This window comes from Caulobacter sp. 602-2, assembly GCF_011043625.1.
Lineage (GTDB): Bacteria > Pseudomonadota > Alphaproteobacteria > Caulobacterales > Caulobacteraceae > Caulobacter.
Window position 1 is genome coordinate 71,438 of record NZ_JAAKGT010000007.1, and the last position, 16,038, is coordinate 87,475.

At 69.8% G+C, this 16,038-nt stretch carries 11 protein-coding genes; 4 read left to right on the forward strand and 7 right to left on the reverse strand.

The window, feature by feature from the left end:
* Positions 1-5 precede the first annotated feature (5 nt).
* Both G5B46_RS15340 and G5B46_RS15345 read left to right on the forward strand, forming a co-directional pair.
* Positions 6-2,906 (forward strand): TonB-dependent receptor, encoded by a 2,901-nt coding sequence (locus G5B46_RS15340; protein WP_165260016.1) that lies wholly within the window; start codon positions 6-8, stop codon positions 2,904-2,906.
* A 175-nt stretch (positions 2,907-3,081) separates the two neighbouring features.
* Complete coding sequence (locus G5B46_RS15345; RefSeq protein WP_165260018.1) at positions 3,082-4,341, forward strand: histidine-type phosphatase; 1,260 nt, start codon at positions 3,082-3,084, stop codon at positions 4,339-4,341.
* Positions 4,342-4,423: 82 nt separating this feature from the next.
* On the opposite strand, the gene G5B46_RS15350 is transcribed toward G5B46_RS15345, so the two are convergent.
* The 3 genes from G5B46_RS15350 to G5B46_RS15360 are packed head-to-tail and all read right to left on the reverse strand — an operon-like array spanning position 4,424 to position 8,627.
* Complete coding sequence (locus G5B46_RS15350; protein WP_165260020.1) at positions 4,424-5,977, reverse strand: DHA2 family efflux MFS transporter permease subunit; 1,554 nt, start codon at positions 5,975-5,977, stop codon at positions 4,424-4,426.
* 23 nt (positions 5,978-6,000) lie between these two features.
* On the reverse strand, positions 6,001-7,164 hold the full coding sequence (locus G5B46_RS15355; protein WP_165260022.1) for an HlyD family efflux transporter periplasmic adaptor subunit: 1,164 nt from the start codon (positions 7,162-7,164) through the stop codon (positions 6,001-6,003).
* A 23-nt stretch (positions 7,165-7,187) separates the two neighbouring features.
* On the reverse strand, positions 7,188-8,627 hold the full coding sequence (locus G5B46_RS15360; RefSeq protein ID WP_165260024.1) for an efflux transporter outer membrane subunit: 1,440 nt from the start codon (positions 8,625-8,627) through the stop codon (positions 7,188-7,190).
* A gap of 138 nt (positions 8,628-8,765) precedes the next feature.
* Between G5B46_RS15360 and G5B46_RS15365 the strand changes: the two genes are divergently transcribed.
* Entirely contained in the window at positions 8,766-9,380 is a 615-nt protein-coding gene (locus tag G5B46_RS15365; RefSeq protein ID WP_165260026.1) for a TetR/AcrR family transcriptional regulator, read from the forward strand.
* A 63-nt stretch (positions 9,381-9,443) separates the two neighbouring features.
* Positions 9,444-9,935 (forward strand): hypothetical protein, encoded by a 492-nt coding sequence (locus G5B46_RS15370; RefSeq protein WP_205691705.1) that lies wholly within the window; start codon positions 9,444-9,446, stop codon positions 9,933-9,935.
* Here G5B46_RS15370 and G5B46_RS15375 read toward each other — a convergent pair.
* The 4 genes from G5B46_RS15375 to G5B46_RS15390 form a co-directional block, all read right to left on the reverse strand.
* Entirely contained in the window at positions 9,932-10,573 is a 642-nt protein-coding gene (locus tag G5B46_RS15375) for an isochorismatase family protein (RefSeq protein ID WP_165260029.1), read from the reverse strand. The two genes, G5B46_RS15370 and G5B46_RS15375, sit on opposite strands and share 4 nt — an antisense overlap.
* 178 nt (positions 10,574-10,751) lie before the next feature.
* Positions 10,752-11,945, reverse strand: a complete 1,194-nt coding sequence (locus G5B46_RS15380) for a CoA transferase (RefSeq protein WP_165260030.1) — start codon at positions 11,943-11,945, stop codon at positions 10,752-10,754.
* A gap of 8 nt (positions 11,946-11,953) precedes the next feature.
* On the reverse strand, positions 11,954-13,837 hold the full coding sequence (locus G5B46_RS15385) for a hydantoinase B/oxoprolinase family protein (RefSeq protein WP_165260031.1): 1,884 nt from the start codon (positions 13,835-13,837) through the stop codon (positions 11,954-11,956).
* 3 nt (positions 13,838-13,840) lie between these two features.
* Positions 13,841-15,898 (reverse strand): hydantoinase/oxoprolinase family protein, encoded by a 2,058-nt coding sequence (locus tag G5B46_RS15390; RefSeq protein ID WP_165260032.1) that lies wholly within the window; start codon positions 15,896-15,898, stop codon positions 13,841-13,843.
* Between the last annotated feature and the right edge of the window lie 140 nt (positions 15,899-16,038).

Below are 16,038 nucleotides of genomic sequence, written 5' to 3' on the forward strand. Positions count from 1 at the left end.
AGACGATGACCTTCAAGACCTGGACCTTGTGGAGCACGGCCTCGGCCGCCGTCCTGATGTCGGCGACGACGGCGATGGCCGCTCCGGCGCCCAAGCCCGCCCTGGCCATTCCGGCCGGCGATCTGGCCAGCGCGCTGCCGGCCTTCTCGCGCGCCACCGGTCTGCAGGTGCTGGCCGATCCGGCCCTGCTGGCGGGCAAGCGCACCGCCGGCGTGCGCGGCGAGCTCGACGCCGAGACGGGCCTGAACCAGCTGCTGCGCGGCACCGGCCTGACCTATGTCCGCAACGGCGGCGCGGCCGTCCTGCGCCCGGTCGCCCAGAAGATCTCGACCGCCCCGGCCCCCGTCCGCCGCGCCGAAGCCGCCGCGCCCGCCGCCGCTGAGCCGGCTGCGGACGAGTCCGCCACGGTCGAGGAGATCGTCGTCACCGGCGGCTTCGCCAACTCGCTGGCGCGCGCGCTGGCCGACAAGCGCAAGGCCGCCAACGTCGTCGACGCCATTTCGGCCGAGGACATCGGCAAGTTCCCGTCCAACAACATCGCCGAGGCGCTGCAGCGCGTGCCGGGCGTGGCCATCACCCGCGATCGCGGCGAGGGCCTGTTCGTCCGCGTCCGGGGCCTTGGTCCCAACTTCCAGATCGTCACGCTGAACGGCCGCAGCGCCGCGGTGAACGAGAACATGCGCGACAGCGGCCAGAGCGGTCGCCAGTTCCGCTTCGACACCCTGCCGTCCGAACTGGTGGCCGGCGTCGAGGTCGGCAAGACGCCGCTGGCCTCGCTGGACGAAGGCGCGATCGGCGGCGTGGTCGACATCAAGACCTTTCGCCCCCTGACCCTGGGCAAGAACACCATCGCCGCCTCGGCCACCGCCAGCCATCCGGAGCTGGCCGGCGCCACCGACCCGCGCGTTTCGGGCCTGCTGAGCTGGGTGAACGACGACAAGAGCTTCGGCGCGCTGCTGGCCCTGGTCTACGACCAGCGCACCCTGCGCCAGGACCGCGTCACCGGCGTCAGCTGGAGCTATGCCGACACGTCGACCACCCTGGGCAAGAGCCTGGCGGCGCAGGGGATCAACCTCTATCCGACCGCCATCCGTCCGACCCTCGAACGCGAGGACCGCGAGCGCAAGGGCCTGGTGTTCTCGGCCCAGTACCGCCCCACCGACGCCACCGAGATCACCTTCGACGCCAGCTACACCCACCTCGACGACCACTATGACGAACTGACCTACTCGGTCGACCAGACGGTCTCGACCCTGGTTCCGGGCTCGGCGGTGGTGCGCGACGGCACGCTGGTTGGCGGCACGGTCACCTCGACCAGCCAGATCGGCCGCGAGGTCAGCGATCTGGCCCACGACAACCTGATGCTGGCCATCAACGGCAAGCAGCGGATCGGCGAATGGACCTTCTCGGGCGATGCGGCCTACGCCCGCGCCTATTCGGAAACCTCCAAGCCGATCACCCGCACCCGCCTGCTGGGCGCCATCGGCCAGACGACCTTCAACATGAGCAAGGTCGACGACGACGTGCTGCCCAGCGTCACCCTGGCCACGGCGAACCTGTCGAACCCGTCGCTGCTGCCGTTCCGTCGCATCGAATGGCGCACCAACGACTCGCTGGACCTGGAGAAGGCCATCCAGGCCGACGCCGAGCGTCCGGTGCAGTGGGGACCGTTCAGCCGCGTGGCCTTCGGTGTGAAGTTCCGCGAGCGTGAGCGCAGCTACAATCGCGCCGACATCAACTTCACCACCAACCTGGCCGGCAAGTACTTCGACGCCAGCTACTTCGAGGCCTTCCCGGCCGGCGACTTCCTGGGACAGGTGGGCGGCAGCCTGCCGCGCACCTGGGTCATGCCCGACCCGGAGAAGTTCTGGGCCCTGGCCGACAAGACCCAGAAGGGCACGGCCCGCGCCGACCAGCGCAATTCCTACTTCGTGTCGGAAGAGATCCTGGCGGGCTACGGCCTGACCGACATGGACACCGAGCTGTTCGGTCGTCCGCTGCGCGGCCAGTTGGGCGTTCGCGTCGCCCAGACCAAGCAGGTCTCGGCCGGCCACGCCGACACCGGCAGCGCCGCCATCCCGGTCCGCTACGAAAAGACCTACACCGACGTCCTGCCGACGCTGAACTTCGCCATGGACATCACCGACACCCTGCAGGCCCGCTTCGCCGCGGCCAAGGTGATCACCCGTCCGTCGCTGGCCGATCTGGCCCCGCGCCTGACGCTGAACTCGTCGGGTACGGTGCTGACGGCGGTGGGCGGCAATCCGCAGCTGCAGCCGTTCGAGGCCTGGCAGTACGACGCCACGCTGGAATGGTACTTCGCCCCAGGCAGCGCGATCGTGGCCGGCGCCTTCTACAAGGACATCACCACCTTCGTTTACAGCCAGAAGACCAACATCGTGGTCGACGGCCAGACCTACCAGCTGACCTCGCCGACCAATGGCGGGCAGGCCAGCATCAAGGGCGTGGAGCTGGCCTACCAGCACCTGTTCAAGAACCTGCCCGCGCCGTTCGACGGCCTCGGCTTCCTGGCCAACTACACCTACACCGACACCGAAGCGACCTACTCGCCGACCCTGACCGACGAGATGGTCAACGTGGCCAAGAACAGCTTCAACATCACCGGCTTCTACGAGAAGGACCGCATCGCCGCCCGCGCCAGCTACAGCTGGGTGGACGACGTGCTGCAGGACGTCGGCGGCGCGGGCCTGTCGGCGCTGAACGACGCGGCCTTCGGCTCGCTGGACGCCAGCGTCAGCTACAAGATCACCGACAACATCACCGCGGCCCTGGAAGGCCAGAACCTGACCGACGCGGCCCAGTGGCAGTTCGTCAAGGGCGGCTGGTTCGGCGGCTACACCCACTACGGCCGCACGGTGAGTTTCGGCTTGCGGGCCAAGTTCTAAGGCCCCGATCGCTCCGTTTGCGGAGCATCGTCGCGGCCGTCTGCACAGCTGGGCGGCCGCGACGGCGATCTCTTGTTCCAGCGGGGGCCTCTGCTTGACCCCCCGTGATCCGATCCCCTCGACTGGCCCGCGCGATTCCGCCGCGCGGGCCGCTTTTTCGTTCTCGGGAGTTTCGATGCGTCTGCTTGCCCGCTTTTCCGCCTTCGCCGTGGCCGCGCTCGTCGCGGCGCCCGCAGCCGCCCAGTCATCGGGCGAGACCCTGGAAAAGGTGGTGGTCCTCAGCCGTCACGGCGTGCGTGCGGCGATGTCGAGCCCCGAGCGGCTGGAGACGGCCACCGCGCGCCCATGGCCGCGCTTCTCGGTTCCGCCGGGCCACCTGACCGCCAACGGCGCGGCGCTCTCGACCCTGTTCGGCGCCTATTACCGCGAACTCTACGCCAGGCAGGGCCTGCTGGCCGGCGCCGACTGCGGGGCGGTCTACTACTGGGCCAACGTCACCCAGCGCACGATCGCCACGGCCAAGGCGCTGGGGGAGGGCCTGCAGCCGGGCTGCGCCATCGACGTCCACACGGTGGGCGAGGGCAAGGTCGATCCGCTGTTCGAGCCGGTCAAAGCGGGCGTCGCCAAGCTGGACCTGGCCCTGGCGCGCGCCTCGGTCGCTGGCCGCGTGGGCGGGAACCTGGCCGCCTGGAGCGCCGGTCATGCCGACGCCATCGCCAGCCTCGACGAGCTTTTGATGCAGTGCGACGCCGCGCCATGCCCGAAGGCGGAGGGCAAGCGCCGTGTCTATGACGAGCCCGCCGCCTTCCTCGACGACGCCGACGAGACGGTCGGCATTTCGGGGCCCGAGGCCTTCGCCTCCGGCGTGACCGAAAGCATGCTGATGGCCTGGGCTGACGGGCAGGACTTCGCGAGCCTGGGCTGGAAGGGCCTGGACGAGGCGGCCCTGCTGCGCGTCTTCCCGCTGCATCAGGCCGAGTTCGATCTGCGGCTTCGCTCGCATGAAGTCGCGCGCACGGGCGCGGGCCATCTGGCCTCGAAGATCCTGGCCACGCTGGAGGCCAAGCCGGGCAAGGACGCCATCGGCGGTCCGGACGCCAGGATGGTGGTGATCGTCGGCCATGACGGCACGCTGGCCATGCTGGGCGGGCTGCTCGGCCTCGAATGGGTCGCGCCGGGCTATCAGTCCAACCAGATCGCGCCGGGCGGCAATATCGTCTTCGAACGCTGGAAGCGCGCCGACGGCGTCCGCGTCATCCGCGTGCGCTACGCGGTGCAGAGCCTGTCCCAACTGCGCGAGAAGAAGCCCCTGACGCTGGCGATCCCACCGTCGGCCTCGCCGATCTTCGTGCCGGGCTGCAGCCAGGCGGGGGCCGGTTACGACTGCCCGGTGGATGGTTTCGCGAAGGTGGTGAAGGGGGCGGTGGCGCGGTAGGCGTGAAGCTGCGCCGAACCCCTCTCTCTAAGGGAGAGGGGTCAATAAAAGGGGAGCGACCGGAGCCGCTCCCCGATCGGCCTCAGTGCACCGCCGACGTGTCGGCGACCCGCGTCGGCTTGGGGGCCAGCCAGACAACGAGGGCGGCCACCACGAAGAGCACGGCCATGGCCATGAACACCTGGTTGGTGGCCAGCATCACGCCCTGGCTCTGGACCATGTTGTCCAGCGTGCCGCGCGCCTGGTCGGCGCTCATGCCCAGGCCCTTCAGCTGGTCCATCGTGCCCTGAGCGCCGTTCAGCACGCCCGACAGTTCGTTGTGGTTGCGGCTGGCGCCGTCTGCCCAGACCGTGGTCACCACCGAGGTCGCAAACGCCCCCGACAGCGTGCGGCAGAAGTTCATCAGGCCCGCCGCGCTGGCGGTTTCCTCGACCTTGACGCTGGCCAGGGCGAGAGCGGTCACCGGCACGAAGAAGAACGGCATGCCGAAGCCCTGGAACAGCAGCCAGTGGGCGATGTCGAAATAGCCCATCTGCTGGTTGGCCTGCGCCCGGAAGAAGGTCATCACCGCCATCCAGATCAGGCCCAGGAACACCAGCCTGCGGGCGTCGAACTTGGCCGACATGCCGGCCGCCAGCGGCGCGACCATCACGGCCGTGACGCCCAGCAGGGCCGAGACGTAGCCCGCCCAGGTGGCCGTGTAGCCCATGTTCTGCTGCAGCCAGAGCGGGTTGAGCACATTGATCCCGAAGAACGCCCCGAAGGCCACGCTCAGGGTTATCACCGCCGCGGTGTAGCCCCGGTGTCGGAAGACTCGCAGGTCGACGATCGGGTTCTCCTCGGTCAGCTCCCAGATCAGGAAGGCCGCGAAGCCGACGGCCGCGACGATGGCCAGGCCGATGATCATCGGCGAGGCGAACCAGTCGTGCTCCTTGCCGAGATCCAGCATGATCTGCAGCGCGCCGACCCAGACGACCAGCAGACCCAGGCCCACCAGGTCGACCTTCGCCTTGGCCAGGGGCGTCTCGTGGCCCTTCAGCAGGTTCCAGGCGAACCAGGCGCAGGCGATGGCGATCGGCACGTTGATCCAGAAGATGAAGGCCCAGCCGACGCTGTCGCACAGCGCCCCGCCCAGGATCGGCCCGAGGATCGGGGCGATCAGGGTGGTCATGGCCCAAAGGCCCGTAGCCGCCGCGGCCTTCTCCTTGGGGAAGACGCGTAGCAGGAGGGTCTGCGACAGCGGCATCAGCGGACCGCCGCAGGCGCCCTGCAGGATGCGGAACAGCACCAGGAAGCCCAGCGACGGCGCTAGGCCGCACAGGAACGAGAAGATCCCGAACCCGATCATGCCGAAGACGAACACCCTGACCGCGCCGAAGCGGGCCGACAGCCAGCCGGTCAGCGGCACGACCACGGCCTCGGCCACGGCGTAGGAGGTGATCACCCAGGTGCCCTGGCTGGGCGAGACGCCCAGGGCCCCGGCGATGTTAGACACCGAGACGTTGGCGATGGTGGTGTCGAGCACCACCAGGAAGTTGGCGGCGGCCAGGATCAGGCCGGCGAAGATCATCGCCGGCCCGCTGAGCGGCGCGGGTTCGGACGCCGCCCTTGCGGGGGCGGCTTGAGCGCTGGCCATAACGGGGTCCTTGCTGCTCGGGTTTAGTCGCGGGTGTCGATCGTGGCCTTCATCGAGAGGCCCACGCGCAGCGGGTGGGCCTTGAGGTCGGCCGGGTCGATGGCCACGCGCACGGGCAGGCGCTGCACCACCTTGATCCAGTTGCCGGTGGCGTTCTGGGCCGGGATCAGCGCGAAGGCCGCGCCGGTGCCGCCCGACAGGCCGGCGACCTTGCCGTGGTAGGTGACCGAATTGCCGTAGAGGTCGGCGGTCAGTTCGACCGGCTGGCCGATCTTGACCTTGCGAAGCTGGCCTTCCTTGAAGTTGGCGTCGACATAGGCCGCGGCGATCGGAACCACCTGCATCACCGGCGTGCCGGCGGCGACCCGCTGGCCGACCTGGACGGCGCGCTTGGCCACCACGCCGTCGATCGGCGCGCGGATGACGGTGCGCGACAGATCCAGCTGCGCCTGCTCGAACTTGGCGCGCGCGGCGGCGACTTCCGGGTTGCTGTCGACGGTGGTCCCGTCGGTCAGCACGGCGTTGGCGGCCAACGAGCCGGCGGCGGCGGCGCGGTTGGCCTGCGCTTGAGCCTGAGAGGCCTTGGCCGAGGCGAAGGCCGCCTGGGCGTTGGCGAAGGCGTTCTGGGCGCGGGTCAGCTCGTCGCCCGAGACGGCGCCGGTGGCGGCCAGGGCCTTGCGGCGGTCGAGATCGATGCGGGCGCGCTCGAGATCGGCCTGGGCCGAGGTCAGGCTGGCGGCGGCGCGGGCCTGGTCGGCGTCGCGGGCGGCGATCTGGGCCGACAGGCTCTGGTCGGTGGCGAGATAGCCGCGCACCCGGCGTTCGGCGCGGGCCAGGTCGGCTTGAGCAGAGGCGAGCGCGATGCGGGCGTCGCTGTCGTCGAGCACGACCAGCACGTCGCCGGCCTTGACCACCTGGGTGTCGTGGACGGCGACGCTGCGCACCGGACCGCCGACCAGCGGGGTCACCTGGGCGACGTCGGCGCCGACATAGGCGTTGTCGGTCTCGACGTGGTGCGAGCCGACGAGGGCGTAGTAGGCGCCATAGCCGGCGCCGGCGATCAGGACGACGGCGGCGAGGCCGAGGAACAGCTTCTTGCGCTTGGCGCCGGCGGCGGCCTTGGCGGCGGCCGCCTTCTTGGCGTCCTGGGCGGAAGAGGCGTCGGCGGAGGCTTCGGAATCGTACATGGGGGAGGGCTCCGGGAAACGGGTCAGGCGGCGCGGTAGCCGCCGCCGAGGGCGCGCACGAGCGCCACGTCGAGGGTGAAGGCGCGGGTCTCGAGGTCGGCGAGCGTCCGCTGGTTGGCGATCAGGGCGTCCTCGGCGGAGAGGACTTCCAGGTAGGTGGCCAGACCCCCGCGATAGCGCTGCAGGGCGATGTCGTGGGCGGCCGACGAGGCGGCGACGGCCTTGCGGGTCTCGTCCAGGCGGGCGTCGAGGGCGCGGGCGCTGACGGCGGCGTCGGCGACGTCCTTCAGGGCCTGGGCCAGGGCGCCGTTGTAGCTGGCCACGGCGGCGTCGTAGTCGGCCGCGGCGCCGCGATAGTTGGCCCGCAGCGCGCCGCTTTGGAAGATCGGCAGGCGCACGGCCGGTCCGATCGAGCCGATGCGCGACCCGCCCTTGGTCAGGAGGTCCAGGCCCAGCGACTGCTGGCCGAAATAGGCCGACAGGTCGACATTGGGATAGAACTCGGCCTTGGCCTCTTTGATCGACTGAGCCGCGGCCTCGGCGCGCAGGCGGGCGGCGACCACGTCGGGGCGGCGGCCGATCAGGTCGGCCGACAGGTTGGCCGGCAGGCCGAAGGCCTTCAGCGTTCCGACCTTCGGACGCTGGATCGCGAGACCCCGGTCGGGACCAGCGCCCAGCAGGGCGGCGATGCGGTTGCGGGTCAGTCCGACGGCCTCGTCGGCGGCGGCCAGCTGGGCGCGGGCCGAGGCCAGGCCGGCCTTCGACTGCTCGGCCGAGCCGCGGTTCTCCAGGCCGTTGGCGGCGCGGTCGGCAGTCAGCTGGGCGGTCTGCTCGCGGGTCTTGACCGCGTCGGCGGCCGCGTCGCGATCGGCGAACAGCTGAGCCAGATCGGCATAGGCGGCCGCGACGCTGGTCGACAGGACCAGGCGCGCCTCGGCGGCGTCGGCCTTGGAGGCTTCGGCTTGCGACGTCGCCGCCGCCAGGGCCGCGCGGTTCTTGCCGAAGAAGTCGAGCTCCCAGGAGAAGTCGAGCGTGGCGCGGCCGGTGTCGTTGTAGCCCTTGGGCACGAAGGCGGCCGGGATGCCGTTGTTGTAGCTTTGCTTGACCGAGGCGTAGGTCGCGCCGGCGCTGAGGCTGGGCAGCGTCGCCGAGCGGGCCTGGCCGGCCAGCGCTTCGGCCTTGCGCACGCGGGCCTCGGCGGCGACCAGGTCGGGCGAGCCGGCCAGGGCCTCGTCGACCAGGGCGTCGAGCTGGGCGTCGCCATAGGCGGTCCACCAGCGGTCGGCCGGCCAGTCGGCGGCGGGCGCGGCCAGGCTCTGTTGCGAGGCGTAGGCGTCGGGCGCCTTGATCGCCTGGGCCGGCGGCAGCTTGGGCACGGCGGCGCAGCCCGCCAGGGCCGTTGTCGCCAGAAGGCCCGCGAGGGCCAGCTTAAGGGGGGAAGTCCGGGGGAGGGCGTTTGCCATCGGATTTGCTCGATATCAAACCGTACAGGACGGTCCAAATATAACTTGACGTGACGGCGTCAAGTGAAAAGTGTACGGTCTGGTCCAGAAAACGCCTGGGCCTGGTTAATTGGCCGATCGGAGACGGGAGGAGGGCGCGTGCGCGTCAAGACCGAGGAAAAGCGCAAATGCATTATGGAAGCGGCCAAGGCCGTGTTCCTGGAGCGCGGGTTCCTGGGGGCGAGCATGGCCGAGGTGTCGGCGCGCGCCGGCGGGTCCAAGCAGACGCTCTACAGCTACTTCGCCTCCAAGGACGACCTCTTCGTCGCCACCATGCTGGAGAAGGGCGCGAAGATCATGGATCCGCTCTTCACCACCTTCGAGGCCGAGGACGACCTGCGCACCGCGCTCAGCCGGTTCGGCCGGGCGTTCCTGTCGTTCGTTTCGAGCGACGAGGTGCTGGCTTTCCGGCGGATGATCATCGCCGAGGGCTTCCGCTCGAACCTCGGACAGCTCTTCTACGAGAACGGCCCCAAGCGCAGCTGGACCCGGATGGTGGCCAAGCTCGAGCAGTTCATCGCCGAGGGGAAGATGCGCCGCGCCGACCCCTGGCGGGCGTCGATGCATTTCCAGGCCCTGTGCGAGGCCGGGCCGTTCATGCGCCTGCTGGAAGGCGTGCTGACCAGCCTGCCGCCGGAGGTGATCGACGAGGTGGTCGACGAGGCCGTCGACATCTTCATGCGCGCCTACGGACCCGAACCGGCCGCGGCCTGATCGCGGGCGTTGCGCGCGAGGCGATCGCGCGTAGTCTCTCCCTCATCGGTTGATTGGGGCCTGATGTCGAACGGCAAGCTTATCGCGGGAATGGCCAGCCTGGTCGCGACGGCGCTGCTGGCCGGCTGCGCCACGACGCCGGAAGCGCGCTTCGCCAGCCTTGGACCCCTGCGCGTGGCGCTGGCTGCCCCGCCAGAGGCGCTGCGCCAGCGGGCCGAACGCAACGACGGCCACGCCCAGATGGCGCTGTCCTTGCTCTACGAGTACGGCCAGGGCGGCGTCGAAAAGGATCCGGTCCAGGCGGCTTTCCTGCGTCGGCGCGCGACGGCCTCGCGCGGATCAACGCCGATCACCACCTACATTCCCGGCATCAATGGCAAGCCTGGCCGGGTGTCGATGATCTTCGTGCCGCGCTACGACGTCTCGCCGGGGCAGGCGGCTTTCAACCTCGCTTGCGCGCAGGCCCTCGCCGAGGGCGATCAGTCGCCCAAGGCGGTCCGGACCTGCGGCGGCGAGGCGGGCTACGCCGAACTGGCGGCCGCCTGGCGGCGCTAGGCGCTCGCCGCGCCGGCGATCAGCGTCAGCGCCTCGTCTTCCGAAACCACCTCGGCGTACTTGGCCTGCAGGTCGAAGAGGTTGGCTTCCTGAACCCGCGCGTCGCGGTCGCCCGAGGCTTCGCGCACCACGAACGGGATGAAGCCGTGCTGCAGGGCGTCGAGCGCGCTGGCCCGCACGCAGCCGCTGGTCGAGAAGCCGCCCATGATCACGGTGTCGACGCCCATGGCCCGCAGGGTCGAGGCCAGCGGCGTGCCGAAGAAGGCCGAGGCGTACTGCTTGGACAGCACGATTTCGCCCTCGATCGGGGTGATCTCCTTGGGGAACGCGCCCAGTGGCGAGCCCTCCTGGAAGGCCTTCAGGGCCGGCACCTTGCGATAGAAGACCCCGCCGTCGCGGCCGCCGACGCCGGCCTGGTAGACGACGTTGGTCAGGATCACCGGAATGCCGGCCTTGCGCGCGGCCTGCAGCAGCCGGGCGTTGCTGGCCAGGGCGTCTTCCACGCCGGCATAGAGCGGCGAGTCCGGCAGCAGGTAGGCGTCGACCACGTCGATGATCAGCAGGGCGGGGCTCTTGCCGAAGGCCAGACGGCCGCCGAAGCCGGCCTTGTGGTAGTCCGCGTTCAGGTCTTCGGCCATTTCCAACTCCGCTGTCCTCGCCGGAGGACATCAAATCCAACAGATCGTGTCATCCCGGCCGTAGCGTAGCGAAGCGCCGGGATCTCCCACGGTGGCCATATCGGAGACGTGGGAGATCCCGGCTCTACGGCGCTGCGCGCCTTCGGCCGGGATGACAGTGAAGGGGGACCGGAGGCCCCTAGACCACGCCCTGTTCGGCGAAGGCCTTCAGCTCGCTTTCGCTCACCCCGAGCTCGCCCCAGACCGCGCCGTTGTCCTGGCCCACCGCCTGGGAGGCGATGGCGCGGACGACGCCGGGGGTCTTGGAAAGCTTGGGCATGACGTTCTGCATCGGCAGCTCGCCCCAGCGGGGGTGGTCGAGCGTGACGATCGACTCCCGGGCCGCGAAGTGCGGGTCAGCCAGCATCTCGGGCGCGCGATAGATCTTTCCGGCCGGCACGCCGGCTTCGATCATCGCCGCCTCGACCTCGTCGACGGTCAGGGTCTTGGTCCAGGCTTCGATGAGGGCGTCCAGCGCCTTCATGTTGCGGCCGCGGTTGACGTGGTTGACGTAGTCGGGGTGCTGGGCGAGCTCCGGCTGGCCCATGGCCTTGCAGAGGCGGCCGAACACCGTGTCCTGGTTGGCGGCGATCAGGTAGTCGCCGTCCTTGCAGTGATAGACGTTCGACGGGGCGATGCCGGGCAGCACCGAGCCCGAGCGCTCGCGGATGTAGCCCATGACCTTGTAGTCGGGGACCAGGCTTTCCATGACCTGCAGCACCGCCTCGTAGAGCGAGCTGTCGACCACCTGGCCCTGGCCGGTGGCGTCGCGGTGGCGCAGGGCGGCCAGGGCGCCGAGGCACCCGTAGGTGGCCGCCAGGGCGTCGCCGATCGAGATGCCCATGCGCGAGGGCGCGCGGTCGGGATCGCCGACGATGTGGCGCCAGCCGCCCATGGCCTCGCCGATGCCGCCGAAGCCCGCACGGTCGGCATAGGGACCGGTCTGGCCGTAGCCCGACACCCGCACGATGATCAGGCCCGGGTTCTCGGCGTGCAGGACTTCGGGGCTGAGGCCCCAGCCCTCCAGCGTGCCCGGCCGGAAGTTCTCGATCAGGATGTCGGCCGTGGCGATCAGCTTGCGGGCCAGGGCCTGGCCCTCGGGCACGCGCAGATTGGCCGAGACCGTGCGCTTGTTGCGGGCCACGACTTCCCACCACAGCGGATAGTCGCCGCGACCCCAGTCGCGCATCGGGTCGCCCTTGCCGGGCGGCTCGATCTTGATGACGTCGGCGCCCATGTCGCCGAGCAGCTGGCCGCAGAACGGACCAGCGATCAGCTGGCCCATCTCGACGACGCGCAGGCCCTTCAGCGGACCCGTGTTTTCAACCGTCATGACGCGCCTTACTCCGCGGCCAGGGCCAGGGGAGCGTTACGCCAGACGGGCGCGCGGGGCGCCGGCAGGCCGGTCTGCTCCAGGCAGTTGGCGCGCAGTTCCTCGATCGAGGGACCGCGGTCGAACACCTCCAGCGGGCCGCGCTCGCTGCGGATCTTGGCGCGCAGGGCCTCGGTCGCCGCCGCATCGGCCTTGCCGGCCGCGTCGATCACCACGCCGAAGCGCTTGGCGCCCTCGACGCTGACCAGGCCGCGCGAGACTTCCAGCTCGACCAGTTCGACCTCGCGCTCCAGAGGGTCGCCCCAGCCGCCGCCGCCCCAGGTGACGAAGTGCAGCAGGTCGCCCTTGTCGACCTGGATCCCGTCGCACTTGGAGGGCAGGGCGATGCTCTCGCCATTGGCCTTGTCCAGGCGCTTCCACGAGCGGGCGCCGGGGGCGCCGCCGTTGACGCCCCACGGCGGCACGAACCAGCGGTCGTCGTGGATGGCGATCGTGCCGGCTTCCGTGAACTTGTAGGTCATGTGGATGCCGTTGCCGCCCCGGAAGCGCCCGGCGCCGCCGCTGTCGGCGACGCTTTCATAGCGTTCGATGACCATCGGGAAGTAGCGTTCCAGGAACTCGTTCGGCACGTTGGTGAAGCCCGGCCACAGCGAGTGGCCGTCGGCGCCGTCGCCGAACGGACGGCCCGGAATGCCGCCGAAGCCGATCTGGAACAGCTGGAACCACTCGCCCTTGCCGTCGAAGCCCGAGAACATCAGGTGCGGCGAGCTCGAGAAGCCGGCGGCGCACAGGAATTCCGGGGTCTTTTGACCCAGCAGCGCGCCCAGCACGTCGAAGATGCGGCCCAGAGCGTGGGTGCGGCAGGACAGGGCGGCCGGGAACTTCGGCTTCAGCAGGCTGCCTTCCGGAATCCGGACGTCGACGAGGTCGTAGAAGCCGTCGTTGAACAGGATCTGCGGGTCGAAGACCATGATCATGTAGATGCCGAAGAACATCTTGAACATGTTCTCGTTCAGCAGGAAGTTGATCGAGCTGTCCGACTGCGGATCGGTGCCGTCGAAGTCGAGAACGACCTTCGAACCCTCACGCCACATGGTGCACTTGATCTTGAAGGGACCGGCGCCCTTGCCGTCGTCGCAGATGTAGTCCTCGAACGACACCGGGGCCTCGCCGATCGCGGTCGAGATCAGGTGGGCCATGGCGCGGTGGTTGCGGGCCAGCAGTTCGTCCAGGGCGCTGGCGAACACGTCGTCGCCGAAGCGCTCGCAGATCTCGACCACCCGGCGGCCGGCCACGCGGCACGAGGCGACGATGGCGTGCAGGTCGGCCTTGAACCATTCGGGCATGCGCGACTGGTGGGCGGCGATGCGCACGATGTCGCTCTGCAGCTCGCCCTTGCGGTAGAGCTTCACCGGCGGCAGGCGGAAGCCTTCCTCGAAGATCGAGGCCGCGTCGGTGGGCAGCGAGCCCGGCACCTTGCCGCCGACGTCGGTCATATGGCCGAACATCGCCGACCAGGCCACCAGGCGCCCGTCTCGGAAGATCGGGGCGATGCACAGCTGGTCGGAGGCGTGGCTGATGGCGCCCTCGACCGAGTAGGGGTCGTTGACGAGGATGATGTCGCCTTCCTCGATCTCGCCGTCATAGCCCTTGAGGAAGCCGTCGATGAACGAGCCGAACTGGCCCACCACCATGCGGCCGTCGCGGTCGGCGATCAGCGGGAAGGCGTCGCCCTGCTCGCGGATGCCGGGCGACAGCGCGGTGCGGAACAGGGTGGCGTCCATCTCGACGCGGGCGTTGCGCAGGGCGTTCTCGATGATGTCGAGCGTCACCGGATCGACGGCGACCTTGCCGAAGGGCGTGGAATTGGTTTCCAGGATGCGCGCGGGCATGGCTCAGGCTTCCTTGGCAGGATTGATCAGGATGACGCCGTAGGCGTCGACGAGCGCCTCGCAGTCGGGCAGCACCAGGGTGGTGGAATCCATCTCGGTGATGATCGCCGGACCGGGAACGCGGTCGCCGGCGCGGAGCTTGGAGCGGTCGTAGATGGCGGCCGGCTTCATGCCGCCGTCGGCCCAGACCTCGTGGTCGCGGATCTTGGCGCGCGACGGATCGCCGTCGCCCTTCTCGATCTCGAGGCTGGGGATCTCCTGCACCTTGCCCATGGCGACGGCGCGCAGGTTCACCAGCTCGTGCTCGGCGTCCATGTTGAAGGTGAAGAGGCGGCGGTGCTCGTCGTCGAAGGCGGCGGCCAGGCGGGCCAGCCCGCCGTCCTTCAGGCTGTCCAGGGTCACGTGCATGGGCACTTCGAAGGCCTGGCCGTGATAGCGGACATCGATCTCGAAGCGGGTCTCGATCTCGGCGTCGGTGACGCCGTCGGCCTTCAGGGTGTCGCGGATCTGGGCGTCCATCTCGCCGAACAGGCCCAGCACCTCGGCTTCGGTCGCGGCCGACAGGCGCTTGGAGTACGAACGGGCCGTCTCGGTGCGCATGCGGGTGGTGGCGTCGCCCAGGGCGCACAGCACGCCGGGCGATACCGGCGACACGGCCGGCCACGAGCCCATCAGCTTGGCCACGGCGTTGACGTGCAGCGGGCCGGCGCCGCCGAAGCCCATCAAGGCGAAGTCGCGCGGGTCATAGCCCTGCTGCACCGAGATCATGCGCAGCGCGCCGAACATGTTCTCGTTGACGATGTCGATGATGCCGCGGGCGGCCTCGTAGAGGTCGATGCCCAGGGCGTCGGCGATGGTCTGGACCGCCGTGCGGGCGGCCTCGCGATCCAGCTTGAAGGCGCCGCCCAGCAGGTCTTCGGGCAGATAGCCGAGCACGACATTGGCGTCGGTGACGGTGGGGGCGGTGCCGCCCTTGCCGTAGGCGGCCGGACCCGGCGCGGCGCCGGCCGATTCCGGACCCACGCGCAGGGCGCGGGTCAGTTCTGGCACCTTGGCGATCGAGCCGCCGCCGGCGCCGACCGTCTTCACGTCCAGCGACGAGGCGCGCACCGTCAGGTGGCCGACGTCGGTGGTGCGCACGCGGCGCGGCTCGCCGTTCTCGATCAGGGCCACGTCGGTCGAGGTGCCGCCGACGTCGAGCGTGAGGATGTTCTTCAGGCCCGAATTCTTGGCCACCCACAGGGCGCCGGTGACGCCGCCGGCGGGACCCGACATCAGCAGGCTGACGGGGTGCTCCTCGGACTTCTCCGAAGACATCAGGCCGCCGTCCGAGCGCAGCAGGGCGATGCGGCCCTGCATGTCCAGGCCGCGCAGCTTGTCGCGCAGGTTCTTGACGTACTTGGAGACGACCGGACGGACCGAGGCGTTGGCGACGGTGGTCAGGGTGCGCTCGTACTCCTGCATCTCCGGCAGGACCTCGTGCGACAGCGAAACCAGCACGCCCGGCAGGATCTCGGCGGCCAGCTGCGCCACGCGGCGCTCGTGCGCGCCGTTGAGGTAGGCGTTCATCAGGGCGATGGTCACCGCCTCGACGCCTTGCTCCTTAAGCTTGGTCAGCTGGAGGCGGACGTCGGCCTCGTCGAGCGGGCGGATCTCCTTGCCCGCCGCGTCGATGCGGCCCTTGATCTCGACGGTGTCTTCCAGCTTCGCGAGAGGTTCCGGCTTGGGCCAGATGATCCAGGCGGCCAGGCCCCCGGGCACCAGCGAGCGGGCGATCTGCATCACCTGGTGGTAGCCCTCGGTTGTCACCAGGCCGACCCGGGCGCCCTTGCCCTCGAGCACGGCGTTGGTGGCCACGGTGGTGCCGTGCAGGAAGACGTCGACGTCGGAAGGCTTCACCCCGGCCTTCTCGCAGACCGCGTTGACGCCGGTCATCACGCCGACCGAGCTGTCGTGCGGCGTCGACGGCGTCTTGTGCCGCCAGAAATCGCCCGTCGCCTCGTTCAGCAACAGCAGGTCGGTGAAGGTCCCGCCTACGTCCACGCCCAATCGGTAAGCCATCGTCAGCCTCTATTGCTGGCGCGCCAACTCCCCCCAGGGTGACGGCGCGACGCCTATGGGGCGACATTCCCCCGATCGGGCGGCGTGCGCCGGATCGGGGGAGGGGTTTCACCGCTGTGCGGGCGCCGCCCGTTCTGTCG